Annotated in this window: 23 protein-coding genes; 17 read left to right on the top strand and 6 right to left on the bottom strand. The window is 48.5% G+C overall.

Going from position 1 to position 24,589, the window contains the following annotated elements:
• The first annotated feature begins 17 nt into the window (after positions 1-17).
• Positions 18-1,676: an SLC13 family permease gene (locus AVZ68_RS03360; protein ID WP_059103132.1), complete on the top strand. Its 1,659-nt coding sequence runs from the start codon at positions 18-20 to the stop codon at positions 1,674-1,676.
• 176 nt (positions 1,677-1,852) lie between these two features.
• On the opposite strand, the gene hmpA is transcribed toward AVZ68_RS03360, so the two are convergent.
• Positions 1,853-3,028, bottom strand: a complete 1,176-nt coding sequence (gene hmpA, locus AVZ68_RS03355; RefSeq protein WP_059103131.1) for an NO-inducible flavohemoprotein — start codon at positions 3,026-3,028, stop codon at positions 1,853-1,855.
• Positions 3,029-3,194: 166 nt separating this feature from the next.
• On the opposite strand from hmpA, the gene AVZ68_RS03350 reads away from it, so the two are divergent.
• Both AVZ68_RS03350 and AVZ68_RS03345 read left to right on the top strand, forming a co-directional pair.
• The gene (locus AVZ68_RS03350) at positions 3,195-3,635 is read left to right on the top strand and encodes an Rrf2 family transcriptional regulator (RefSeq protein ID WP_059103130.1); all 441 of its coding nucleotides are present in this window, start codon (positions 3,195-3,197) and stop codon (positions 3,633-3,635) included.
• A gap of 307 nt (positions 3,636-3,942) precedes the next feature.
• Positions 3,943-5,526 (top strand): glutathione ABC transporter substrate-binding protein, encoded by a 1,584-nt coding sequence (locus AVZ68_RS03345; RefSeq protein ID WP_059103129.1) that lies wholly within the window; start codon positions 3,943-3,945, stop codon positions 5,524-5,526.
• Between the two features lie 219 nt (positions 5,527-5,745).
• On the opposite strand, the gene AVZ68_RS03340 is transcribed toward AVZ68_RS03345, so the two are convergent.
• Both AVZ68_RS03340 and fabG read right to left on the bottom strand, forming a co-directional pair.
• Positions 5,746-6,036 (bottom strand): hypothetical protein, encoded by a 291-nt coding sequence (locus tag AVZ68_RS03340; protein ID WP_059103128.1) that lies wholly within the window; start codon positions 6,034-6,036, stop codon positions 5,746-5,748.
• A 359-nt stretch (positions 6,037-6,395) separates the two neighbouring features.
• The gene (gene fabG / locus AVZ68_RS03335; protein WP_059103127.1) at positions 6,396-7,130 is read right to left on the bottom strand and encodes a 3-oxoacyl-[acyl-carrier-protein] reductase; all 735 of its coding nucleotides are present in this window, start codon (positions 7,128-7,130) and stop codon (positions 6,396-6,398) included.
• A 91-nt stretch (positions 7,131-7,221) separates the two neighbouring features.
• Between fabG and AVZ68_RS03330 the strand changes: the two genes are divergently transcribed.
• From AVZ68_RS03330 to AVZ68_RS03300, 7 genes are all read left to right on the top strand, one after another.
• A complete protein-coding gene (locus AVZ68_RS03330) occupies positions 7,222-8,625 on the top strand; it encodes a sigma-54 interaction domain-containing protein (RefSeq protein WP_218970830.1) in 1,404 nt (467 codons plus the stop codon).
• Positions 8,626-8,760: 135 nt separating this feature from the next.
• Positions 8,761-9,183: a hypothetical protein gene (locus tag AVZ68_RS03325; RefSeq protein ID WP_059103126.1), complete on the top strand. Its 423-nt coding sequence runs from the start codon at positions 8,761-8,763 to the stop codon at positions 9,181-9,183.
• The gene (locus AVZ68_RS03320; protein WP_059103125.1) at positions 9,180-10,667 is read left to right on the top strand and encodes a sodium:solute symporter family transporter; all 1,488 of its coding nucleotides are present in this window, start codon (positions 9,180-9,182) and stop codon (positions 10,665-10,667) included. The genes AVZ68_RS03325 and AVZ68_RS03320 overlap by 4 nt, the downstream gene beginning before the upstream one ends.
• A 29-nt stretch (positions 10,668-10,696) precedes the next feature.
• Positions 10,697-11,743 carry a 3-oxoacyl-ACP synthase gene (locus AVZ68_RS03315; RefSeq protein ID WP_059103124.1) on the top strand — a complete coding sequence of 349 codons (1,047 nt, stop codon included), beginning with the start codon at positions 10,697-10,699 and terminating at the stop codon, positions 11,741-11,743.
• A complete protein-coding gene (locus AVZ68_RS03310) occupies positions 11,740-13,077 on the top strand; it encodes an acetyl-CoA hydrolase/transferase family protein (RefSeq protein ID WP_059103123.1) in 1,338 nt (445 codons plus the stop codon). Before AVZ68_RS03315 ends, AVZ68_RS03310 begins: the two co-directional genes overlap by 4 nt.
• Positions 13,078-13,112: 35 nt before the next feature.
• Positions 13,113-14,912: an extracellular catalytic domain type 1 short-chain-length polyhydroxyalkanoate depolymerase gene (locus AVZ68_RS19625; RefSeq protein ID WP_245628046.1), complete on the top strand. Its 1,800-nt coding sequence runs from the start codon at positions 13,113-13,115 to the stop codon at positions 14,910-14,912.
• A 219-nt stretch (positions 14,913-15,131) separates the two neighbouring features.
• Positions 15,132-15,863, top strand: a complete 732-nt coding sequence (locus tag AVZ68_RS03300; RefSeq protein WP_059103122.1) for a Bax inhibitor-1/YccA family protein — start codon at positions 15,132-15,134, stop codon at positions 15,861-15,863.
• A gap of 172 nt (positions 15,864-16,035) precedes the next feature.
• On the opposite strand, the gene AVZ68_RS03295 is transcribed toward AVZ68_RS03300, so the two are convergent.
• Together AVZ68_RS03295 and AVZ68_RS20455 are read right to left on the bottom strand one after the other, a co-directional pair.
• Positions 16,036-17,637, bottom strand: coding sequence for a BCCT family transporter (locus tag AVZ68_RS03295; protein WP_059103121.1), 1,602 nt, complete (start codon positions 17,635-17,637; stop codon positions 16,036-16,038).
• 287 nt (positions 17,638-17,924) lie between these two features.
• Positions 17,925-18,077 (bottom strand): hypothetical protein, encoded by a 153-nt coding sequence (locus AVZ68_RS20455; protein ID WP_180316665.1) that lies wholly within the window; start codon positions 18,075-18,077, stop codon positions 17,925-17,927.
• 146 nt (positions 18,078-18,223) lie between these two features.
• On the opposite strand from AVZ68_RS20455, the gene AVZ68_RS03290 reads away from it, so the two are divergent.
• The gene (locus tag AVZ68_RS03290) at positions 18,224-18,550 is read left to right on the top strand and encodes a nucleoside triphosphate pyrophosphohydrolase (RefSeq protein WP_059103120.1); all 327 of its coding nucleotides are present in this window, start codon (positions 18,224-18,226) and stop codon (positions 18,548-18,550) included.
• Positions 18,551-18,664: 114 nt separating this feature from the next.
• Here the strand turns inward: AVZ68_RS03290 and AVZ68_RS03285 are convergent, their stop codons facing one another.
• Positions 18,665-18,970, bottom strand: a complete 306-nt coding sequence (locus tag AVZ68_RS03285; RefSeq protein WP_059103119.1) for a hypothetical protein — start codon at positions 18,968-18,970, stop codon at positions 18,665-18,667.
• Positions 18,971-19,277: 307 nt separating this feature from the next.
• On the opposite strand from AVZ68_RS03285, the gene AVZ68_RS03280 reads away from it, so the two are divergent.
• The 6 genes from AVZ68_RS03280 to AVZ68_RS03255 all read left to right on the top strand — a co-directional run bounded on the left by AVZ68_RS03280 (position 19,278) and on the right by AVZ68_RS03255 (position 24,567).
• Positions 19,278-20,333, top strand: a complete 1,056-nt coding sequence (locus tag AVZ68_RS03280) for an LLM class flavin-dependent oxidoreductase (RefSeq protein ID WP_059103118.1) — start codon at positions 19,278-19,280, stop codon at positions 20,331-20,333.
• Between the two features lie 12 nt (positions 20,334-20,345).
• Positions 20,346-21,290 (top strand): ATP-grasp domain-containing protein, encoded by a 945-nt coding sequence (locus AVZ68_RS03275; RefSeq protein ID WP_059103117.1) that lies wholly within the window; start codon positions 20,346-20,348, stop codon positions 21,288-21,290.
• Positions 21,291-21,478: 188 nt separating this feature from the next.
• On the top strand, positions 21,479-22,387 hold the full coding sequence (locus AVZ68_RS03270) for an acetamidase/formamidase family protein (RefSeq protein ID WP_059103116.1): 909 nt from the start codon (positions 21,479-21,481) through the stop codon (positions 22,385-22,387).
• A 99-nt stretch (positions 22,388-22,486) separates the two neighbouring features.
• Positions 22,487-22,939 (top strand): DUF2188 domain-containing protein, encoded by a 453-nt coding sequence (locus tag AVZ68_RS03265; RefSeq protein WP_059103115.1) that lies wholly within the window; start codon positions 22,487-22,489, stop codon positions 22,937-22,939.
• A gap of 262 nt (positions 22,940-23,201) precedes the next feature.
• Positions 23,202-23,810 (top strand): TetR/AcrR family transcriptional regulator, encoded by a 609-nt coding sequence (locus AVZ68_RS03260; protein WP_059103114.1) that lies wholly within the window; start codon positions 23,202-23,204, stop codon positions 23,808-23,810.
• A complete protein-coding gene (locus tag AVZ68_RS03255) occupies positions 23,800-24,567 on the top strand; it encodes a 3-hydroxyacyl-CoA dehydrogenase (protein WP_059103113.1) in 768 nt (255 codons plus the stop codon). The genes AVZ68_RS03260 and AVZ68_RS03255 overlap by 11 nt, the downstream gene beginning before the upstream one ends.
• The last annotated feature ends 22 nt before the right edge of the window (positions 24,568-24,589 follow it).

Below are 24,589 nucleotides of genomic sequence, written 5' to 3'. Positions count from 1 at the left end.
GTAAGGGGGGTCATTTGATGAAAGCTATAGCGAAATCAACATGGCAAGGGCTTTGGCGTCAGCATCAACGGACGAAAAGCCTCTTGAATGTGTTCTCATTTAGCAAGGAAAGCAGCGCGGCAGCCAAGAAGCAAGAGCCGAGCCACTCAATGGACAATGCGAGCAAACCGGAGAAGCCGCCCAATAAGCCGTATTCTCGGGCACAGCTCGTTGGTTTGATCCTAGGGCCAACACTGTTCCTGTTAACGATGTTGTTTTTTCAACCAGAGGGGTTGACCACAGAGGGACGATCGGTTCTTGCCGTAACGCTGTGGATCGCAACCTGGTGGATTACCGAAGCGTTGCCTATTCCGGCAACATCTCTCTTGCCACTGATCTTGCTACCAATAACAGGTGCGTTGGAAGGAAGCGAAGTGGCTTCCTCGTACGGAGATGACATTATCTTCTTGTTTTTGGGGGGCTTTTTCATCGCCACCGCCATGGAAAAATGGAATTTGCATAAGCGGTTGGCCCTATTCATCATTTCCATTATTGGGACGAGTACACAGCGCATTCTTCTCGGGTTTATGGTGGCAACGGGCTTCTTGTCCATGTGGGTCTCCAACACAGCCGCCGTGATGATGATGGTACCAATGGGGCTTGCCATTACCGCGCAAGTGGCCGATGTGTTAAAAGGGAAACCGGAGGAAGCGGAACTTCCCAAATTTGAGAAATCGCTCATTTTCGCCATCGGTTACGCGGGAACGATTGGTGGGGTTGGTACGCTTATTGGAACACCACCGAACATTATTCTGGCCGGACAAATGGAGCAATTATTTGATATTCAAGTATCGTTCGCCTTATGGATGGTGTTCGCTGTTCCTGTCGTCATCCTTTTGCTAGCGTTTGCATGGTTGTATTTAGGAAGGGTGGCCTTTAAAACAAGCATTACACAGCTGCCTGGCGGAAGGGAACTGATTCAGAAAGAACGAAAAGGACTTGGAAAGACGTCGTACGAAGAAGGCATGGTCGGCGTTGTGTTTTTCTTCGCAGCATTCATGTGGGTGTCAAGGGAATTTCTCTGGAGCGAGGGAGGACTTGTGGAGATCCCGGGACTGTCTGATGGAATGATTGCCGTTACGGCAGCGGTGCTGTTGTTTGCGATTCCCTCTAAAGTTGGCGGTCGCATTCTCAGTTGGGCGGACTCAAGAGATATCCCTTGGGGTGTGCTTCTCCTCTTTGGTGGAGGGTTAGCGATTGCAGCCGGCTTCCGTGAGACCGGCCTGTCTGATTGGATGGGTGAACAGCTTACGGTGTTGGATGGCCTTAATATGATCATTATTATCGCAGCAGCGACACTTCTGATTCTGTTGATGACGGAGATTACCTCCAATACGGCAACAGCGACGATGATTCTGCCTGTAGTCGCCGCACTTGCTCTTGCACTGAACATTCACCCGTTCGCGCTGATGATCCCGTGTGCCATGGCGGCCAACTGTGCGTTCATGCTTCCGGTTGGAACACCACCAAACGCGATTATTTTCGGAACAGGGAAATTGAAGATCATTGAAATGGTCCGAACCGGGTTTTTGGTGAATATCGTGGCAACGATTATTATTGTTTTGGCCGTGTACTATCTTGTTCCCGTGGTTTGGGGGATTGATTTGAATGTTTTGCCTGACGCACTCGATCAGTAAATAAAAGGGAAAACCCGTGAGGTCCTATAATCTCACGGGTTTTCTTGTCTAGCTCCAGTGGGTCAAAGCTCGAGATTTTTCAGTCCTGAACCGAAATCCAAAACCGAGATTTCTAGTCCAGGCCTCCAACAGTCTCGCTTCTGGGCAACCCATCTGCGCATTTCGGCTTTTCTGCCTTACACCGGAACAAGCGGCGTAAATACTTCAAAATGAATACGTGCTGGGTCCACACTCGCTCTTTGTAAATAGCCTTCCATTTGCTGTACAAACGGGACAGGGCCGCACATGTAGAACTCTTGATCTACTTCTGAAACCAGCCGGTCTATGTCGACTTGTGTGAGAAACGCCTCTTCTCCTGAGTCGGTATAGCGAAGATCTAAAGAGAGGTTTGGGTGACGGTCGGCTAGAGCCTCGATTTCGGCACGGAGCGCGTGAGTCTCTTCATTGTTTGTGGCATGAATAAATGTGACCGTTCGATTTAACTGGGTCTCCAATGCTCCTTTCGCCATACTCATCAGTGGGGTTAGGCCAATCCCGGCGCTAATGAGCACAAGGGGGTGGTCCGATTGGAGATCAGCGGCAAAGTCTCCCGCAGGGGCGGTTAATTCAACAACCGCTCCTTCTTCAACTTGACCATGCATATAGTTGGAGAGGGTTCCCGCCCCTTCTCGTTTAATCGATAAGCGGAAGTGCTCTTTCCCTGGTGCGTCCGATAAGCTGTATTGACGGAGATGTGTGTAGTCATCTGAGGTGCTATACCCTTTGACCGTCACGTATTGCCCTGGAGAAAAGGACGGAAGGAACCCTTTGTCTTCTGGCACGAGATAAAAAGAGGTAATCAAATCGGTTTCTTGCTCTTTCCGTTTCACAACAAAGCGACGATATCCTTCCCAGCCCCCGCTAGTGGAGGCGGCCTCTTCGTACATCTCTTTCTCAATGGAAATGAAGATCTCCGCAATAATGCCGTACGCGACTCCCCAAGCCTCTAGCAACTCATCTGTGGCCGCTTCTCCTAGCACTTCATCAATTGCCCCGAGTAAGTATTCTCCGACGATGGGGTAATGTTCAGGTTTTACTTGCAAGCTTCGATGTTTGTGGGCAATTTGTCTGACGACAGGCAGTAAGGATTCTAGGTTTTCAATGTTTGCCGCAGCGGCATAAAGCGTGTTGGCAAGTGCCTGTTGCTGTTTGGATTTCTGTTGATTGGCTTGGTTAAACATATTCAAAAGTTCCGGATGCGCTTCAAACATATAGGAGTAGAAGCGCTTGGTGATTGTGACGCCATGTTCGGCGAGTACAGGGACACTTGCTTTAATCAGAGCGATTTGCTTTGGTGTTAATGATTGAGCCATGAAATCCTCTCCTTCAATAAAAGATGTATTTATAATACAACTTTAATGATACACTCTTTGGCAAAGGAATCAAGCACTTTAGAAGACAATTCATTTTTTGGCAACATCTTTTTAGAAGAGTCTATGAAAACAGCTGTGCTATAATTGGAGGGAGGGGGTGAGGATCATGCAATTGACCTCGTACACCGATTATTCATTGCGGACGCTTTTGTATGTTGGAAGCCTGCCGGAAGAGAAGCGTGCACAAGTCAAAGATATCGCCAACGCCTATCATCTCTCATTAAACCATCTCCAAAAAATTGTTCACGATTTAGGAAAAAAAGAATTGCTTGAGACGGTAAGGGGAAGAAACGGTGGAATGAAACTAGCTAAAAGCCCTGAAGAGATAAATATAGGTGAGTTGATACGAATGCTCGAAGACCTAGAGTTAGTGGAATGCTTTAGTAAGGATGGAGGGTGCTTGATTAGCGGCTCGTGTCGGCTTCAATCCGTGCTATACGAGGCACGAGAAGCCTTCTTGCAAGTCCTCGATCGTTACACACTCGCTGACTTACTTCAGAATAAAGACGATTTATACGATCTTTTTAAAAAAGGTACATCTATATAGTCGAGAGCCTCTGGCTTCCAATTTGGAAGGTGGAGGCTTTTGTCTAGCTCCGGCGTGTAGAAGCGCCGAGATTTTTCGCCCCGATAACGAAATCCAAGTTCGGGATTTCTTTTATCGGGTCTCCAAAATTCGCGCTTCTAGGCGACCCGCCTGCGCCTTTCGGTGTTTAATTAAACGTTTGATTAACACGCCCGACTTGGTCCCCACTAAAGCCAACGTTTTTGATCTTTTTAGTTGATTTCCTAGTAAGCTTCTTATATATTAGTAAAAAGGTAGGAATACTTTATTATTTAGGAGGGGGATTTCGTTGTTTAAAAGATCCCGTTTTATATATCCCGTTGGTGTAGCACTCATTCTAGCGGGCTGTGCTTCTGAACCTGAAGAAAGCGAGGAAGCTACTTCTACGCCTTCTCCGGAGACAGAAGATGAATTAGCGATTGCTATAGGAAGTGACATTATTTCCCTTGACCCACAGGGGGCGAATGATCTGGCTTCCTCAAACGTGAACCAGAACATGTTTGATACACTCGTCACACTAAACATGGAAACACAGGAGGCAGAGCCGAATCTTGCGGAAGAGTGGGAAGAAATTGATGAAACGACTTGGGAGTTTACGCTTAGAGACGATGTAACATTCCACGATGGCAGCTCGTTTACAGCGGATGATGTGAAGGCGACCTTTGATCGAATTAACGATCCTGACGTCGCTTCCCCTCGAGCCAATCTATTTACCACCTTTGAAGAAGTAGAGGTGATGGATGAGACCACCGTTCGCATTCATCTCGAGCACCCATTCGCGCCACTTTTTAATCATCTCGCTCATGCGGGAGCGTCGATTTTAAGTGAGGAGCAGATCGAAGCTGATTATGAGTTAATGGAAGAAGGAAGTCAGCCGAGTTCTGTGATTAATGCTGAGCCGATAGGGACCGGACCCTTCGTTTATGAAAGCTGGGTATCCAATGAGTCGATTGCCCTGACACGCAATGACGACTACTGGGGGGACATGCCTCACTTTGCTTCTGTCCTGTTTGAGATTATTCCTGATGAGCAGACGCAAGTAGCGGAACTTCAGGCAGGTGGCATTGATATGATGGAATCGACTCTTCCTAATCAGGTGGCTGAGTTAGAAGCGGCGGAGGGCATTGATGTTATTCAACAAACCGGGAATGCAATGTTTTTCCTTGGCCTGCACACGCAAAAAGAGCCTTTAGATAACACGCTTGTGCGGCAGGCCATCGCTCATGCCATTGACAAACAAGAAATCATCTCAGGGGTTCTCGAAGACAATGCAACGGAAGCGAACAGTCCACTAACCCCCGCTGTTTTCGGGTATGACGACAGTTTGAACGGGCATGAGTTTGACCCTGATCGCTCAAGAGAACTACTGGAAGAGGCCGGTTACGCGGATGGGTTTGAGATTGAACTATGGATTGACGGCGATCAACAACGACAAGATATTGCGGTCATTTTAGAAAACCGGCTTGGAGATGTTGGAATCGAGGTGGACATCCAGACGATGGAATGGGGCACATATGTAGACCAGACCACAAGCGGCTTGCATGAAATGTTCCTTCTAAGTTGGACGAGCTCAACCCTAGACGCTGACCAGTCGATGACGCCTCTATTTGGAGAAGAGTCGGCGCTTGATCGTTTCTTTTTAGAGGACGATGAGTTTGAATCCATGCTTCAAGGAGCTCGACGGGAAACGGATGAAGGCGAAAGAGAAGCGATTTATGCGGAGATGCAGCAGTGGCTAGAAGATGAAGCGCCGATCGTTCCATTCTTCTACGCGGATAACATGTTTGCCACCCGTGATACGCTCGCCAACGTCCATAAACTGCCGAACAACCTTATCGACATCCCGAGTATTGAACGCGTGGACAGTGAGTAAACGAAGAGGCAGGCATTTTTCAGTTGTGAAAATGCCTGCCTTTTGATTTAGCTCCGGCGCCCTCTCGCTCGAAGTTTCTTCACACTGCCAGATCAAGCCAAAAACGGGCTCGATCCTGCCGTCGCTCCAGAACTTGTCGCTCGTGAGCAGGGCGCTTGCGCATTTCGGTATGGTCTAGCTCCGCGCTTCTGTTCGACCCTCCTGCGCATTTCGATCGCATTAACTCTGCAAGGTGAGATAGCGGATAAAACTAGCGAACGCGGCAATCGCAATCACAATCATATAGATGATGCATACTTTTCGTTCAGATGGATTGCTTGTATTTAATGATTTGATAATGAGCAAAGCAATCAGCACCATATTTAATAGAGAGATGATAAAGAACGACAACAGGTTCTGATAAATTTGTGATGAAACGATACCTGTGATATTCATTAGAACAACAATGATCATTAGCCACATGTAAATCATGAGTATTAAGGACGGCCGTTCTTTTCGTTTTGAAGCCATGAGTTCCCCACTCCTTAAAATTATCCTCATTTTCTATTTTACCATTTCCATAGAAAGGGCAACACCTTTCACAAGTTGTCGAATAATTCTTTCTTGTGCCATACAAGAGGAAGGCAATTTGGGCGAGGGGGTGGTGTTACTCCCAACAAGAGGCGCGAAGTCCAGGCGAGAGGAGCAGAATTCCGGATGAGAGGAGCAGAAATCCAGAAGAGGACAGCAATAATCCGGACGAGAGCGGTATCAAACCGTCAAGACCACGTCACAATCTCTACACACATCCGTCCCTACTGATAGTAAGAGCCTTAGCTCCTTCTCTGGGGAAGGAGCTAAGGCCCTAAGGGCTTGAGTTCGCCTACTTCTTAAATCACCGCTCCGCCATCGACGCTCAGTACGGTCCCGGTAATAAATGCGGCCTCATCCGAAGCAAGAAAGGCATAGGCATTTGCGACATCTTCAGGTCTTCCCATCACACCGAGGGGCGATTGTTCTTTCATCATCTCCAAAACCTTCGCTGGCATTTTAGCAGTCATAGGTGTAGCGATAAAGCCTGGGGCAATAGCATTCACGCGGATGCCGTACCTCCCTAGTTCCTTGGCCCAAGTTTTGGTCATGCTAATTACACCTCCTTTTGAGGCAGCGTAGTTGGTTTGCCCAAAATTCCCATAGAGCCCGACGACGGAGGCGGCATTAAGAATGACCCCTCCGTTTTGTTCCTTCATTACTGCGGCGGCCGCCTGACCGACATTGAAGACGCCTTTTAAGTTAATATCGATGACTTGATCCCACTGCTCTTCGCTCATCTTGGCGAGCGTCGCGTCTGCGGTGATCCCGGCGTTATTGATGACGGCATCAATGCGTCCGTAGCTTTCCAGGGTCTCCTTGAATAAGGCTTGAATGTCTTCCCGGCTAGTGACATTGGCCACCACTGTTTTGACCTCACAGGCATGCAGTTCGGCTTCAAGTTCCGACAACAATTCCGCCTGTAAGTCTGTTAGGATAAGAGTAGCCCCTTCTTTGGCGAATGTTTTCGCGGTAGCGGCTCCAATTCCACGAGCGGCGCCTGTAATCAGGGCCACTTTGTTCTCTAGTTTCATTTTCATCTCTCCTAACGATAGTGTCACGAATGGAATGCAATTTTCATGCCAAAGATGTAAGCGTTATCCATTATATAAGGGGGTGTATGTCTTGAAAACAAGGATCGAAGGCCATTCGCAAGAAGAGGTGGATGTCTACTCTCCTCCTTTTATTGCCACGCTTGAAAAGATGTTTGATCGCATCCCTGTGCCAGTAATTCTGTTAGCAAGGGATACGAGAATCTTAATGATTAACACGATATTTGCGGATTTTCTGGGCTATCATAAGGACGATATTATTGGGAAGCCTGTGCTCGAAGTCGATGCGAGCAGTCGTTTTCCGGAAGTGATTGATACGAAAACAGCGGAAATAGCCTGGAAGCATACGTTTTCCAATGGGCGTACGGCGATTGTCCACCGAATTCCGGTGCTTGATGATGAGAACGAGCTCATGTTTGGCTTTGGGCTATTGCTTTTTCAGGACATGAGTGAGTTTAAGAAGCTGATTGAACGTAATAAGCTGCTTGAAGATGAGCTAAAGAAGGCCAAGAAGCAGCTGCGTGAATACCACGGCGCGAAGTATACCTGGGGCGATATTGCCGGGAAGAGCAGGCCGATGCTTGATACGTTTACACTGTCAAAGAAGGCCGCGAAAACCAATTCCAACGTGTTGCTTCTCGGGGAGAGCGGCACAGGAAAAGAACTTTTTGCTCACTCCATTCATAACGAAAGCAGCCGTGGGCGAGAAAAATTTGTGAAACTGAACTGTGCGGCCATTCCAGCGGAACTGTTGGAGTCCGAACTTTTTGGGTATGAAAAGGGGTCATTTTCCGGAGCGAACAAAGCAGGGAAGGTCGGCAAATTTGAGCTTGCTGATAAAGGGACGATCTTTCTCGATGAAATCGGGGAAATGCCGCTAGGAATGCAAGTAAAGCTCCTGCGAGTTTTACAGGAAAAAGAGATTGACCGCGTCGGAGGGACGAGTCCGAAACCGATCGATGTGCGTGTGATTGCAGCCACGAATCAAAACCTATTGGAGTTAGTGAAAAAAGGGGAGTTCCGCGAAGATTTATACTACCGATTAAATGTGATGGCTGTCGAAATTCCTCCCCTGCGTGAGCGTGGGAAGGACATACAAACGCTAGCTCATTACTTAGTGGAGAAAGTAGCTAAACGATTGGGAAAGGCTGTAACGGAAATTTCAGAGCAGGCCATTGACTGCTTGCTTCGCTATCACTGGCCGGGGAATGTTCGTGAGTTAGAAAACGTACTGGAACGGGCAATTAATTTGACGGATACGAGCACCATTCAGTTGGAAGATTTGCCAAGCTACCTCGTATACCCGAAAGGTGAAGGTGATCAGGGAACATTAAAAATGAAACTTGCGGCAATGGAAAAGGAACTGATTGAAGAGGCACTAATAACCGCTAACGGAAATAAACAGAAGGCCTCAAAACAGCTAGGGATCAGCCGTACCTCGCTTTATGAAAAGCTTGAAAAGCACCAGCTTGGGTAGTAGTGTAAGGAAAACCGACGTATGTTCGGTTTTCCTTACACTTTTTTGGCCTCAGATTGCAAACGGTTCCCGTCAAAACGATTGGCACAGGTTTTGCATTAAGGTGAGTAAGAACAGGTTAAAGGAGGAGACACAATGAACGATAGAATGATAGCGCTTTTATTTGGAACTTCTACCCTAATGCTTGTTGCACTTTTGTTTGACGTTGTCTGGTTATTTGCCCTTTCATTCCCGATTGTTATGTTTGCATGGATGTTTTTAGGGGCGTTAAGGAAAGGAAGAATTGGGAGGGGTTATGCCTTTTCCTTAATCTCTGTACTCGTGATCTGGCTCGGCGGCTTTCTAACGATGGCGCTAATGGACGACACGGCCCAGCCGACCATCTATTTGTTAGGCTTTCCCGTTCCTACATTTATTATGGTTTACGGGGTTTGGCTCTTGCCCTTCTTCTTCGGTTCCTATCTTTATGGCGTGTTCTTTGAGAAAGACAGCATGAATCAAGCCGAGTGGGAGAGGATCAAGCAGGAGCTAAATGAAAAGGGAGGGAAGGCCTCATGAATACGATCATGATTATTGTAGCCCTGTATTTGGTTGTTATTTTCGCAATTGGCTACTGGGCGATGAAAAAGACAAAGACATCCGCGGACTTTTTTATTGCTGGTAAAAGCCTCGGTATGTTTGTGTCGGCGATCGCCATTTTCTCAACGTCGCTTAGTGGTTTTTTGTTCATTGGTGGCCCCGGCTTAACTTATGAGCTCGGAATGGGCGCTCTCTGGTTTACCTTCCCAACGACGATCTCTTTTGCGATGGCCTGGTATATTCTTGGAAAGCGCATGCGCCTTATGACAGAGGCAACCGGAGCGATGACGGTCGCTGACGCCGTCTATCATCGCTACAATAGCCGCGTGGCCAGTGGCTTAACCGGGGTTGCCACCCTTGTGGGCATTGTCGTCTTTCTCGGAACACAGGTGCTTGCCTTAGGAACGATTATTGCGTTCATTTTTGATATATCCGTGTCCGTTGGTGTGGTCATTGGCATGTTTATTGTCGCACTCTATTCTGCGGCAGGAGGCATTATGGCAGGGACGTACACGAGCGTATTTCAAGGTTCGATTATGGCAGTTGCCTCTCTCGTGATTTTCTTTATCTCCTTAAATGTTGGGGATGGTCTCACCAATATCACGCAAACGATCGCGACCCAGCCGTTTACGGACATGGGGCAGGCCATGCCTGAGTTTGTTGGCCCCTGGGGACTTGCGACGCCGATTCTCGCGATGAGCTGGTTTTTTGCTTTATCGATTGGCATTGTCGGCCAGCCCCATGTTGTCTCCCGTCTATATATGATTCAAGACGTAAGCAAACTAAAATGGGGACCTGCCTTGGCTGCCGTGCCAGCGGTGCTTGGTGGCTTGCTGCTTATCGGAGTGGGGCTGGTGATGCGCTATCTAGTTATCACGGGGGAAATGGCACCGCTTGCCAATCCAGACGATGCAATTCTCGTCTTCCTAGTTGAATATACGCCGGCGATCCTGGCAGGCATTGTTTTCGCTGGGGTGGCTTCTGCCATCATGTCCACCTGTGATGCTTTCATTAATATCGCTTCTGCAGCGATGGTTCGTGACATCCCATTTGCCCTTAATCGCACGCTTTCGGATGAAAAGCAACTAAAATTTGGGCGATTTGCGGTCGTCGTGATTTCCATTGTCACCGTACTTGCTGTGCTAAGTTTAGGCGACCGCGGGATTGCCTTGCTTGGAGCTGTTGGCTGGGGGACCTTCGCCGCTGCCTTAGCACCTGTCCTTGGTATTGGACTCAATTGGAAGAAAGCAACGAAAGAAGGGGCGATTGCTTCCATTCTTGTTGGGTTAGTGCTTAGTGTGGTGATCGAAGTCTTGGCGACGCTCGGCATATACACGCTTCCGCATGGCATCTACACCGGCGCCATTGCTATGGTGATTTCGATCATGACCTTTATCGCCGTTTCCTATGTAACCAAACCACAGCCGCTTCCGGAAAACATTGAGAGAGTGATGGACGCTTAGAGAGAGACAGAAAAAGGAGGGGAAGGAACATGAACGCACGTACTACTGTAGGTATTGCAAGTACTGGCATTTATCTTCCTGCCGGGCGTATGACGGCAAAAGAAATTGCCGAAGCCACAGGAGGGCACTGGACGAAGGAAGCTGTAGAAACAAAATTAGGTATTTACGAAAAAATAGTCCCTGGAGAGGAGGATGGCACGCAGGAAATGGGCGTATGCGCAGCGTTGGATGCGTTGAAAAATGGAGGAGTCGATGCGAAGGAGCTAGATGTTATCCTTTGTATCGGTGAGGAATGGAAAGAATATCCGCTCACGACTTCATCGATCTACATCCAAGAGCAAATTGGGGCGACGAACGCCTGGGGCATTGATGTGCAGCAGCGCTGCTGTACCTGTGTCGCTGCCATGAAAATCGCCAAAGACATGATGATAGCCGATGAAGAGGTCAAGACAGTGATGATTGTGGGCGGGTATCGAAATGGCGATTTGGTCGATTACAGCGACCCTGTCTCATCCATGCTTTACAACTTAAGTGCGGGCGGAGGGGCACTGATTTTAAAGCGAAACCACCCGTACAACGAGGTGCTCGGCACCCATCTTTTGACGGATGGCTCGATGGCCCGCGATGCGGGGGTAGAGGTCGGCGGCACTGCCAACCCGATCAATCAAGACAATTTACAGGAAGCTTACCAGTCGCTGAAACTGATGCGCCCGGACCATATGAAGGAACGGCTGAACGAAGTCTCAATGAAAAACTGGTTCAACTGCATAGACCGAGCCTTTGAGAAATCAGGCCTTTCCAAAGAGGAGTTGTCCTACCTAGCTGTCCTGCATTTCAAACCCTCTATGCATGCTTATATGCTCAAAACGCTAGGGCTAACGGAGGCGCACACTACCTATTTGAGCCGCTACGGCCATATGGGGCAAATCGATCAAATTCTTTCTCTTCATATTGGAAGACGTGAAGAGAAAATTCAAGAGGGGACGGTCGTGGCGATGATTGCTGCAGGCATTGGTTACGCCTGGGCCGCCAATGTCATCCGCTGGGGTCCTGTAAAGGAGAGAGAAGAATCATGATTTCATCCGTGGAAACGACGCATCAAAGACTTTATGAACAAAAGCGGCTGACGATCGAAGAAGCGCTGCGTTTGGTGAAGACCGGCGATCACATCGTCTCTGCCCTGGCCGCCGCAGAGCCGACCGGCTTGCTTTCCAAACTGCATACGGTGGCGGGGGAGGCAACGGATATGACCGTTTCCACCTGCCTTCCGATGCTAGACTATCCTTATTTTACGGATGAGAGGTATTTTGACCATTTTCACATGGAAGGCTGGTTCTACACCCCTGCAATTCGCAACATGCATCAAGCAGGGAATGTCTCATTTATCCCGAACCACCTGCATTTTGCTGGCTCCAAACGTCTCGACCATCGACAAGTCAATATTTTTCTCGGCAGCGCTTCCTTGATGGATGAGAAAGGCTACCTTTCCCTTTCGTTAAGTGCCACTTACGAGCGGGAAATCATGGAGGCCGCTGATCTTGTCATCCTCGAAGTAAACGCTAATATGCCGCGAACCTTTGGGGACACAACGGTGCATGTTCGCGATATTGATTATCTCGTGCGGCACGACGCTCCGATTCCGCAATTTCCATCGCCTGAATCAAACGAAAAAGACGAAGCGATTGGGGCCTACATTGCCGACTTCATTGAAGACGGCTCGACCATTCAATTAGGAATTGGCGGGATTCCAAACGCCGTCGCTTCCCAGCTTATGAACAAAAAGGATCTAGGCATCCATACAGAAATGCTGACGGATGGGATGGTCGACCTGTTTGAAGCGGGGGTCATCACCGGCAAGGAAAAAACGCTTGTGCCCAATCGTATGGTCGCCACTTTTGCCCTCGGTACCCAAAAGCTTTATGACTTTATCGATGATAACCCAGGTGTGCAGCTGATAAATGGGAACTGGGTCAACGATCCTTATGTGATCGGGCAAAACCACCAGATGACCTCGATTAATACGACGCTTGAAATTGATTTAACCGGACAATGCAGTTCCGAATCGATCGGCCACAAACAGTATAGCGGAACAGGAGGGCAGGCGGATACCGCCATCGGTGCCCAATTATCCAAAGGAGGGAAGGCTTTTATAGCCCTTTACTCGACGACCAATGTGCGAGTGGCCGGAAGCAGCGAACGGAAAACGGTTTCCAAAATCGTTCCGAGCCTTGCGGAGGGAGCAGCTGTGACCCTTTCACGCAATGATGTTGATTATGTTGTGACGGAGTACGGCGTTGCTTCGCTTAGAGGGACCTCGATTCGCGAGCGAGTGGAACGTCTGATTGCCATTGCTCATCCGGATTTCCGAGAAGAGTTGAGGAGGGAGGCAGAAGAGAGGGGAATTCGGTAGGGGGAGTGACTTTACAAAGAAGGAGAGGATGAAGATTGAAAGAAAAACGAGTGCTGTATGAGTTGGTCATGGTGATGAGTGCAATGGTTTTTCTTTTCTTTGGTTCGACAGCATCTGCGGAGGCACAGGGGACAACCAACGGGTCGTATAGCGGAAAAGCGTACCAGCTTTATTCGCCGGAAGCAGCTAGCAACACAGGAGAAAAGCCGCTCGTTGTGATGCTACATGGATGCACGCAGGACGCTAGCCAATTCGCCGCAGGAACAGAAATGAATACGGTCGCGGATCAAGAAGGATTCCTCGTTCTGTACCCAGAGCAAAGCACAAGAGCAGACATTACACGCTGTTGGAACTGGTTTGATTCTGCCCATCAGTCGAGAGGATCTGGAGAGCCAGCCGTCCTTGCTGGAATGGTCCAGAAAATCATTGAAGAAGAGGACGTAGATGAGGACCGAGTGTATGTCACGGGTCTATCGGCAGGAGGAGCGATGAGTGCGATTTTAGGTGCAACGTACCCTGATGTTTTCACAGCGATTGGTGTAGGTTCCGGGTTGGAATACAAGGCCGCCACTACCCAACTTGAAGGGTTGAATGCCATGAGCAATGGCGGCCCTGATCCTGTTCGGCAAGGAAGACTCGCCTATGAAGCCATGGGTGAACATGCACGTGTGGTTCCTACGATTGTATTCCATGGAACAAATGACTCAACCGTAGATGTGGTGAACGGTCATCAAGTGCTAACCCAGTGGGCCAAAACCAATGATCTTGCTTTAGATGGACGTGATAATGACCGAATTAACGACACAGCTGATGAAGTAGTGGAAGGGCAAGTGCCTGGCGGAAGAAGTTTTACCGAGGAAATGTACTACGATGAAGGCAACCAATTGGGGATGAAGAAAGTTCTTGTTGATGGGATGGGGCATGCGTGGTCGGGCGGCAGCGTGCAAGGAAGCTACACTGACCCTCAAGGGCCCAATGCAAGCGAAAAAATGTGGGCGTTTTTCAAAAATTTCTCAAGAAACGAAGGTTCATCTCCGCCACCCGAACCTGTGCCAGAGGAGCCATTTTTGAGAGCTGAGCCGGCTGGGGGTACGTTTACCGAGCCCGTTTCAGTGACATTAACGGCAAGTGAAGGGAGCGTTATTCACTACACGGTAGACGGAAATGAGCCCACTCGCTCTTCTTCCGTCTATGAAGAGCCTTTAACAATAGAAGAAGATGCCACACTGAAATTCATGGCAGTCGATGAAGCAGAAAATCAAAGCGATACGGTCACGGAAATCTACACTTTTGAGGAACAGGGGGTCCCGATCGAGAAAATCGCTCTAGGGGCTGAGCCGAATTATACTGGGTTTGTTGGCAGATTGGCAGCGGATGGTCTTGGGATCTCTTCGCTCAAAGTCGGGGATAAAGGCATGTATAACACGGATACCTTCCGTTCCATCGTATCTTTTCACTCCTCTGAGTTGGAAAAATTAGGTGGGGACGAGAAAATGAAACTTCGGTTGTACTTGAAAAAGAAGGAAGGAACTGTGAACCACATAACGATTGATGGACAAAATGGATATTTTGGCCCAAGTGCCTCGCTTGAACGGACCGACTTTCATGCTCCCGCAACCACAGAAAGCATCGCCTCCTTCTCTCTTGAAGAAAGCGCTGAAGAGTACGTGGAGGTGCAAATACCAACGTCCTTCGTCTCACAAGTCGGGGGAGAGGAAAGAATTCAATTCCGCCTAGCTGCTTCTACTCAGGCGGGGTTTCATCCGAATGTTTTAGAATTTTATTCAGCTGAAGATGAAGAGCTTGCACCAAAGCTAACAGTGGAAAGGGAATAGAAGCAGAGGGGGACTGTTGTAGCATTATAGAGGACTGATTCTAGGGATATGGGAGGGAGCTTACTTGTTAAAAAGTGGGCTTCTTTTTTGAGGTGGGTTAGTAAAGAATCGAAAACATCTTCCTCCTGAAATCGCCGCACGAAACGAGACTCACGGGCGAACATGGTGTTATGATCATAGAGGTAACCACCCCCAACCAGAGAGGAAGAACGCACTAACATGAGATCCGGCAACCCGAGTTTATCGACCCATCCATTCCGCGCTCGTGCGGCATCGGGTGAAAAGGTCATGACCTTAAATGGGACGCTTCACCGCGCGATGTTTTTGCTCGCGGTTACAGTGGCCGTGGCGACGTTCGCGTGGAGTACAGTTTCCGAACAACCCGAACTCATTCCAGTATTTATTTGGGGAGGGATTATCGCTGGGCTTGTGATGATGCTCGCCTCCATCTTTGCGCCTAGAATCGTGCCGTTCACAGCCCCTATTTATGTGATTTGTAAAGGGGGATTCATTGGAGCTTTTTCGTTTCGATACGAAGCCCAGTTTGACGGGATTGTTCTGCAAGCTGTCTACGTGACCTTTGCGGTATGCGCGGCGATGCTGCTTCTATACAGATTTAAAATCATTCGTCCAACGCCAAAGCTGCGCACGGGCATTGCGGTTGCGACAACGGCGATTTTCCTCGTGTACGTGGTCTCGCTAATTGGCAGGTTCGTCGGTTTTCACGTTCCGCACTTGCATGAATCGACGCCGCTTGGAATTGCGCTAAGCGTTGTTTTCGTGGCGGTGGCGTCGTTTAGCCTGATTGTCGATTTTGATGACATTGCCAAAGGCGTGAGGAACCGATCGCCGAAGCTTTATGAGTGGTACGGCGCGTTTAGTCTGCTGGTGACGCTGATCTGGCTCTATATTGAGATTTTGAGATTGCTACGGAAGTTGAGGAGTCGGTAGTTGCTTGGGAAGAAGCTGTTCCTGTTCTGGAAGGCTTCTTTTTTTGTCTAGCGCAGGCGGGTAGGAGCTTCGAGATTTGTGGCCCCCGCCTGCGCATTTCGGTTTTGTACTAAAACTCCCACCAATACGCATAAGAGATAATGACAGGTATCAATGGGCTGCCTTCGAGCATTCATTTATCCTTCATCCCTTGGCGCCTCCGCCTATGCTTGTTTCGTCTTTCCTCGCGGTCTTGTTTCTTTCTCCACTGTCTCCATTCTCTGTTCTCGCGTCTCTTCTTCACTTGTTCCTTCGTATTTTCTAGTCTCAGTGCTTTGAAAAGGGCCACGACCATTAGCACCATGATGATGGAAAAGGGAAACGCCACAAGGATCATCGCATTTTGCAAGCCCTGAAGACCGCCGCTGTAAAGAAGCACACCAGCGGTAAGCGACATTAGAACGCCCCATGTCATCTTCACTCGGGTGGGCGGATTTAATGAGCCGTTGGTTGACTGGCTTCCGAGGAAAAATGTCGCAGAATCGGCAGATGTCACAATGAAAAAAGCGACCAAAAAGAGTGTAACGTAAGAGGTAATGGTGCTGATTGGCATCGTTGCGAGCACGCCAAACAGTCTTTCCTCTTCAGCAAGAGAAGAGATGATCGCAAGGCCTTCCGACTCGACGGAAATCGCCGTCCCGCCAAGAAAGGAAAACCAAATGAATCCGACTACTGAGGGGAGAATCAGGACGAAAATGATGAATTCTCGGAGCGTGCGCCCTTTGGAGACACGGGCAATGAACGTGCCAACATAGGGAGACCAGGCCATCCACCAGGCCCAGTAGAACAGCGTCCACGCGTTGATCCACTCTCGACTTTCCGGGTTGGTTGGTGCAATGCGAAAGCTAAGCTCTGGCAGGGTTTGAACGTACCGGCCCAGCGTGTTTGTAAACAGGTTCAGGGAAAAGAGTGTCGAACCGAAAACCATAAAGAACAGAAGCAGCAAAAACACGAGTATCATGTTCACACTACTAAGAATACGTATCCCTTTATCCAGGCCCGTACTCGATGAAAATAGGAACAATACGGTAATGACCGCAATAACAACCACTTGCATCCAAAAGCTGTTCGGCAAATCTGTTAAGAAGGAAATTCCGCCGTTCACTTGAGCGGCGCCGAACCCGAGGGTGGTGGCGATCCCTGCAAGCGTGGCGACAATCGCAACAACGTCAATCCCCTTCCCAAGAGCCCCGTCTGTATTGAAAAGCGGTGAGAGCGTCGCACTGATCAACCCGGGTTTATCCTTGCGAAAGTTGAAATAGGCAAGACAGATGGCGACAATCGCGTAAATGCTCCAACCGTGAAAGCCCCAATGAAGGAACACAAATCGTAAAGACTCCATCGCCGCTTCCTCCGTGCCTTCCACAGCCGTGGGCGATTGAAGCGCATAATGAGCAATCGGTTCAGCCGCGCCAAAGAAAAGGAGGCCTACGCCAAGTCCTGCACTGAAAAGAAAGGCGAACCACGTGGGGTAGTTATACTCCGGCCGGTCGTCTTCCTTTCCGAGTCTGATTTTCCCGTAAGGACTGACCACAAAGACGAGGCAGACCACCAGAAAAAGCGTGACAACAATCAAGTAGTACCAACCAAAAAAAGTAGAAATAAACGATTGAGCCGTTTCTGTCATGGATTCAAACAGGTTTGGCACGAAAACACCAGTTAAAATGAAAACAATCATAATCCCAATGGTCCAGTAAAACACGGGGCTTACTTTGGCTTGATCAGCTTTTTCCATAGGATGAACGCCTCCTTGCAGCAGAGTAAGGAAAACTGCATCTAGGAGTAGAATGCCCGAAAATGTGTTAAACATTTGTTTAAATGGAAATTCGCCAATGCTGTTTGAAAAGAAGAAGCTCTTTGCGCGCTTCAGCAGCTCGGGAAGGGATTGTCAGTACGAACGTTATTGCGTAAAATAATAGCAGTCATCTTAGGAAGACAATGCTTGGAAGTGAAAATAAGAAACGTACTTCGAGCATCAGTTACGGCGGTGAGTTTGCTTTTGTTTATCTAACAAAGCACGCATCAAGAGTTCTCTTTCTCGCTGTTACTGTTCATTTTCTCCAGTAATTCAATGATTTTGTTGTTTTGATTAATCATCTCTTTGTTTTGATCCCGGATTTTGGAAAAATCAAAGACGAATACGAGCAAAATGATGACAATGAAAAGTCCCCACACATTACCCCTCCTTGCCTTGTGCCGTTAGTTTAGCTAGTAAATCGAAGTCTCTCTATTGTGAGTGATTAGTTTCAAGATGCCAACCAGCGATGACACTTTCTTTCTTGAAAAGTGAGTGGATACAGATTGAACCAAGGAGGACCGCTATGCCGATACACAACAAACTCGTGCGCGATCAAATTCCGGAATTGATTGAAAAGGCGGGCAAAACGCCTGTCACGCGTACGTTGGCTCTAGGAGAATACAAGCAGGAATTGCGCGCGAAACTCTTAGAAGAAGTTCAGGAATACATAGAAGCTGAAACGAACACAGAGGCGGTAGAGGAGCTGGCGGATGTACTTGAGGTGATGCGAGCATTGGCTTCTGTGCATGAAGCATCCATCGTAGATGTTGAGCGAGTTCGAAAGGAAAAAGCAAATAAGAGAGGAGGTTTTCGGGAGGGGATTTTCTTGGAAAAGGTCGTTGACGACTGAGGTTGAACATTATTCATAGATAGTGGCCGCCTCGATAGAAGCGACCAGACAAGGTGGGTCGTCCGTGTGAATCTCACGTCAAGCGTAGCCCCTAGGATGCGCTTCGTCAGACCCTTAGAAATAAAGCCCAGACTTAAACGGAGATTTCTCGGTCATTCGTTTGATGCGAGAAGCTGTTTTTTCTACTAAAAGCAAATCAGCATTAGAAATCGGTGAAAAATGGCAGACACGGTTGCGGACATAGTTGGTTTTCTTGAGGTCAGATGCAAGTTCGGGGGGGAATCGGTTGCTGTACATATGAAGCACATGCGCAATGGTTAGCTTGTACGAATCTTTGCTTTCATCAGGCACCCGGTAATGCCTCACCAGCATGCGGTGCATTTTAAACAATAAATCGTATGCGGCTGTGTTATTGTTCATACCAGCACTCACCTCCTAATTTCTAGTATACTACGAAATCAAAGCAATAGAAACCCGTTGTTTCCCTACCATTTACCGTGTTCCTGACGACATTTTTTCTTTCGTCTAACGAAGCAATTGCTTTAATCTAACTATCCTGATACGATTACCTTATCTTAATGATTGCTCTTATTCAGACATCGGGGAGAGCGACAGGTCTAGTAGAGCGATGCTGTTCTGAAAGAGGTCAAAGGGTTCTTTCTTTAACAGAGCAAAGAATTGAGTGTACAGCACAGACATTTACTGAAAGAGGGAGGGGAACGGCCATATGAAATACGGATTTTGGTTGCCGATTTTTGGCGGATGGTTACGCAATGTGGAGAATGAACAAATGCCAACGACGTTTGAGTATGCAAAAAAAGTCGTTCAAGCAGCAGAACAATGGGGATACGACACGACCTTAATTGCAGAACTCTATTTAAATGATATTAAAGGACCCGGCGAGGACGCGCTTGAAGCGTGGACGACGGCGGCAGCGCTCGCCTCGGTGACAGAGAAAATCGAGATCATGTCGGCCATTCGCCCGGGCTTTCATAACCCGGCGGTGGCGGCGAAAATGGCCGCAAATTTGGACCAGATTAGCAATGGCCGCTTTACTCTCAATGTTGTCTCTGCTTGGTGGGAAGAGGAAGCGCGTCAATATGGAGGGGCGTTTACCGAACATGATGAGCGTTATGCGCGGACTGAGGAATTTCTCGATGTGTTGAAAGGTCTGTGGCACGAGGAGACGTTTTCGTATGATGGCACGTATTATCAAGTGGAAAATGCCAAGTTGGCGCCAAAGCCCGTTCAACGGCCTCACCCCATTTTATACGCAGGGGGCGAGAGCGAGAAAGGCAAGGAAACGATTGCGGCCACGTGTGATGCGTATGTGATGCACGGGGGCACGGTGGAAGAAGTCGGCCTAAAGATTGAAGACATGAAAAAACGCCGTGCCGCCACCACTCATCCGCCTTTCTCCTCGTTTGGAATGGCCGCGTATGTGATTTGCCGCGATACGGAGGCAGAAGCTGAGGCGGAACTTAAGCGAATTACCGACGTCAAAGAATCGGATGCGTACGCAGGGTATAACGACTTTACAAGCAAATCGCAGCTGGAACAGCAAATCAAGCTGCAGGATTATTCGGTCTCCAACCGCGGCCTGCGTCCACAGCTGGTCGGAACACCCGAGCAAATTGCCCGACGTGTTCTTGAATACGAAAAGGTCGGGTTGGATTTACTGCTCTTGCAGTGCTCCCCTCAATATGAGGAAATGGAGCGCTTCTCTAAAGAGGTCATGCCACTTGTAGAAAAGCTGCGAAACTACACCAACACGTTTGCGTAAGGAGAGATTCCGATGAAAAAAATCTATGTCATTCACGAAAATCAAGAATGGACCGAGCCGCTGTTTCAGCGTCTGGAGGAGCTCGGCCTGCCGTATGAAGAGTGGCATCTCGGTTCAGGGGCGATCGACCTGAGCCAAGAACCACCAGAAGGAGTATTTTACAGTCGTATGAGCGCCTCAGCGCATACGAGAGGCCATCGTTTTGCTCCTGAGTTAGCAGATGCGGTACTTACCTGGTTGGAGCGCCATGGCCGAACGGTCATTAACAATCAACGAGCGCTGCAACTAGAAGTAAGCAAGGTTGTCCAATACATGGAACTTGAAAAACACGGCATTCGCACTCCGAAAACCATCGTCGCTGTCGGCAAAGAGGAACTGCTGCGAGCCGCCGCCTCGTTTGATGGACAAGCCTTTATTACAAAGCATAACCGTGCAGGAAAAGGGCTCGGCGTTCAACTGTTTCAGGATGTGTCCGCCCTAAAAGCCTACGTTGAAAGTGACGACTTTGAAGAACCTGTGGATGGCCTCACTCTCTTACAGGAGTATATTCAAGCCCCAGAACCGTATATCACGCGCTGTGAATTTGTTGGAGGAACGTTTATGTATGCTGTGCAAGTGGACACTTCGGGAGGCTTTGAACTATGCCCGGCGGATGCTTGTTCGATCGGCGATCTTTTTTGCCCGGTCGGAGAGGAAACCACCTCCAAGTTTCAAATTGTTGAGGCGTTCAATGAACCGATTTTGGAGAAGTATGCGTCCGTGCTGAAAGCGAACGGCATCCAAATTGCAGGGATTGAATGCATCCGAGATGAGAACGGCGCCCTCTACACGTATGACATCAACACGAATACCAATTACAACTCGGAAGCAGAACAACGAGCGAATGTCTTTGGCATGCTTGAAGTCGCGAAGTTTTTAGGAAAAACGTTGAAACAAGAAGAGGCTGTGTTGCTATAAAAAAACGGTGCAAAGGAGGGTCCTTTGCACCGTTCTTTATGGATGGGGGGGATTGTACTCTTTAATCAAAGGTGCCTTTCCAACAACGCGCGAACGCCATCAAATAAAATAGTCGTACCCTGCCCTTTCTGTTCTGCTATGATAGGGAGAGATGAAGAAATTTTCAATGAAATGAGGAGGGATAGCAAATGGTAGAAGTGAACAAAGAAACATTCATCTACAGTTTTGCAAAAGACGCAGAGGTGGCGGCAACAGTATCGTCAGGAAGCACGGTACGGTTGGAGACCTATGATGCCTTCACCAATCAAGTGACGGATGAAAAATCCACGTACGATGCGATCGACTGGGCCTCTGTGAACCCAGCGACAGGCCCAATCTATGTCGAAGGGGCGGAACCAGGGGATCGGCTGAGAGTAAGGATTGAAAAAATTGAGTTGGCACCGCAAGGCGTGATGGCGGTAAGCCCGGACCTTGGCGTATTAGGCGATGAGGTCGAATCTTTCGAGACACGAGTGATGGAGATTACAGAAGAAGGCGTCCAGTTTAATGATGCAATTACGATTCCCCTCCGGAAGATGATTGGCGTCATCGGCGTTGCCCCAAAGGGAGAAGCGGTTCCGTGCGGCACGCCTGGCGATCATGGTGGAAACATGGACAACACGAAAATTACGGAAGGAGCCACGCTCTACTTCCCGGTAGAAGCTCCCGGCGCCCTCTTTGCATTAGGAGACATCCATGCCGCGATGGGCGACGGGGAAGTAGGCGTGACAGGGGTAGAAGCCGCCGCGCATGTGACGGTCACGTTGAGTGTTGAAAAGAAAGCCGTACATCTGCCATGGCTAGAGGATGAACAATCGGTGTCCGTCATTTCCTCTGGGGATTCCTTTCAAGCATGTGTGAAGCGAGCGGTGAAAGAATTGGCGTCCCACGTACGCGATCACTCCTCCTTGTCTTATCATGAAGCCATAATGCTATTAAGTGCTTCGGCAGATGTGGAAGTGTGCCAAGTAGTCAATCCGTTGCTAACGGTCCGAATGACGATAAGCAAAGACATGTTGCGTCAAGCGGGTGTAGGCTTGTTAAGCGAAATGCGGTAACTTTTTTCAAAGTCATTCTAGCATCCTGTTCGTTCACGTTTGGCACCTCCCCATTTCGGCTATAGGAGGTAAAAGTACTAGAAAGGGGGAGGACAAAAGATGCCTTGGACCATGAATGATTACCCATCTTCTTATAGAAACCTCGACAAAAGCGTCCGTAAAAAAGCGATAAAAATAGCGAATGCCATGGTTCGTGATGGATATGACGAGGGACGAGCGATTCCCATTGCGACAGAGCAGGCAAAAGAATGGCATGAAAATGCAAGCCAAAAGGAAATCCAGCAGTTTCTCGAGAGTGCAGACACGAGCCCGGATGAGGAGCGGGATCCAAGTAGCCGACCAGAGCTGATGGAAAAGCCGCAATTTGTGACGCCTCACCCGGACGGCGGTTGGGCGATTCAAGCGGAAGGAGCGAAAAAGCCGGCGGAAGTTTATGAGAATAAGCAAGAAGCCGTCAAACGCGGCCGTGAAATTGCCCGTAACAAAGGGACGCACCTTGTGATTCATAAGCAGGATCATAGTGTGGAGGAAAAGGTGAATTACGAACGTTAATCAATAGGCGTGGGGCTCTCCGGTCATAAGCGACCGGGGAGCTTTTTGGTGGCAGCAGGTATAATTGTGCAACCTCTCAAAGATTCAACGTTTCTAGATCCGGTACCTATATTGAAAGACGTTACGGAACGTTTAATCAAACGTTTAATTAAATAGATATTCGTCCTGAACTTTTAGAAAATTAACTTGACAGTCAAAAAATGAATCACTAGAATGATGGTAACGTTTACAGCATGAATTACATAAAGGAAGTGAACACCCATTGTCTTTTCGCGAAAGGAAAACCGCCAAAAGAAAAGAGGAAATCATCCGTTCGGCCATGAGCATTTTAGCTGAAAAAGGCTACCACGGGACGACGATGGAGGAAATCGCATCGACGCTTCTGATGACGAAAGGTTCGGTTTACTACTATTTTAAAGATAAACAGGATTTGTTATTTCAAGGGCAAGAAATGCTCTTGGAACAAAGCATTAAAAATGTTCAAGCAGTTCAACGGCAGCACTTGCCTGTAATTGAAAAGGTAAGAAGGGCGGTGAAGGTTCACATCGAGTACCTCATCAGTGAACGATCTGGGTTTGAAATGATGTTGAATCCAAAACAATCGTTTTCAACCCAGCAGTTGGAGAAGATTCTGACGTTAAGGAATGATTATGAGAAATGCTTCGATCAAATGATTGAAGAGGGAATTGTAAGGGGTGAATTTGTTTCCTCGGACATAAAAGTAGTAAGAAACATTATGTTAGGAGCCATGAACTGGGTGACGCAATGGTATACAGTGGAAGGAGAAAAAGACCAATCGGAAATGGCCGAGGACGTTTCTAAGTATCTACTAAGAATTCTTGTTAAGGGAGGCATCAGCAATGAACATTGAACAGAGTGTGGCCGTCGTAACAGGAGGAGCGTCAGGCCTTGGCGAAGCGACTGTAAGAAACATCATCTCACAGGGGGGCAGAGCTGCTATTCTTGATTTAGCAGAAGAAAGGGGATGGAAACTGGCCGAGGAGCTAGGGGAGGCCGCTATGTTTGTGAAAACGGATGTCACGGATGAGTCCAGCGTGGAGGCTGCGCTGAGTCAGGCGGTCAACCGATTAGGTTTCATTCACATTCTCGTCAATTGCGCTGGAATTGGCAGTGCTGAGAAGACCGTCGGGAAGAGAGGTGTGCATCAATTGGATTCTTTCTCAAACGTCATCGAGGTGAATTTAATCGGTACCTTTAATGCCATTCGCCTCGCTGCTGAGAAGATGAGTACAAATGATATCAATGATGAGCAAGAACGAGGGGTCATCATTAATACGGCCTCGGTTGCCGCTTATGACGGCCAAATCGGTCAGGCTGCTTACAGTGCTTCAAAAGGGGGAATCGTCGGGATGACATTGCCGATCGCGAGGGATCTTTCCACGCTTGGCATCCGCGTGATGACGATTGCTCCTGGTCTGTTTGAAACACCGCTGTTTGCGAGCCTTCCGGATAAAGCCAAACAAGCACTCGGAGAAATGACACCGTTTCCATCAAGACTTGGCTATCCAGCGGAGTATGCCCAACTCGCCAAAAGCATCATTGAAAATCCGATGCTCAATGGCGAGACCATTCGCCTGGACGGGGCGATTCGGATGCAGCCGAAGTAACGACATCCAAAGGAGGATTCCC

Source organism: Shouchella shacheensis, assembly GCF_001484965.1.
GTDB classification, from domain to species: Bacteria; Bacillota; Bacilli; order Bacillales; family Bacillaceae_D; genus Shouchella; species Shouchella shacheensis.
This window is presented reverse-complemented; position numbering and strand designations above follow the sequence as displayed.